We start from the raw sequence: 493 nt of genomic DNA on the forward strand, positions 1-493 counted from the left end.
GGTAACCGGTGCCGCCGGCGACCCGCCGCCCAGCGTCGACAATGTCGTCTCCATCTTTGAGCGCAGACGGATGGCGATGTCATGAGCGATACGCTGCAGAAGATGATTGGCGAGACCCTGCAAAAGCCGCAGGCCGTCATGGAGAAACCGCAGCCTGTGCTGGCCGGCGAATGGGCATTGTTCCTCGACATCGACGGCACGTTGCTGGAACATGCCGAGCACCCGGACGCAGTCTCGGTCAGCGACGAGCTTCGCTCCTTGCTGCAAGGCCTGGACCGCAAGCTGAACGGGGCGTTGGCGTTCATCACGGGCCGGTCCGTTTCGGCCGTCGACCATCTGTTTCAGCCTTTGAAACTACGCGCCGCCGGGCTCTATGGCCTGGAACATCGGCTCCTGCCGGACGACGACGTCGAAATCGCGGACGAGCCGGCGGATATCGCAGCCCTTGCCGACGAGATCGAGGCCGAGCTCGGTCGCGGGGCCTATATCGAGC

Annotated in this window: 2 protein-coding genes; one reads left to right on the forward strand and one right to left on the reverse strand. The window is 64.1% G+C overall.

Features of this window, described 5'->3' with window-relative positions; all coding sequences use genetic code 11:
* Positions 1-213 (reverse strand): hypothetical protein (locus EN750_RS40200; RefSeq protein WP_210212816.1); only part of this gene is annotated, 213 nt, incomplete at its 3' end.
* On the opposite strand from EN750_RS40200, the gene EN750_RS38490 reads away from it, so the two are divergent.
* Positions 139-493 (forward strand): HAD-IIB family hydrolase (locus EN750_RS38490; protein ID WP_189526877.1); only part of this gene is annotated, 355 nt, incomplete at its 3' end. The genes EN750_RS40200 and EN750_RS38490 overlap by 75 nt on opposite strands.

Source organism: Mesorhizobium sp. M7A.F.Ca.ET.027.03.2.1, assembly GCF_003999175.1.
In the GTDB taxonomy this organism is placed as follows: Bacteria; Pseudomonadota; Alphaproteobacteria; order Rhizobiales; family Rhizobiaceae; genus Mesorhizobium.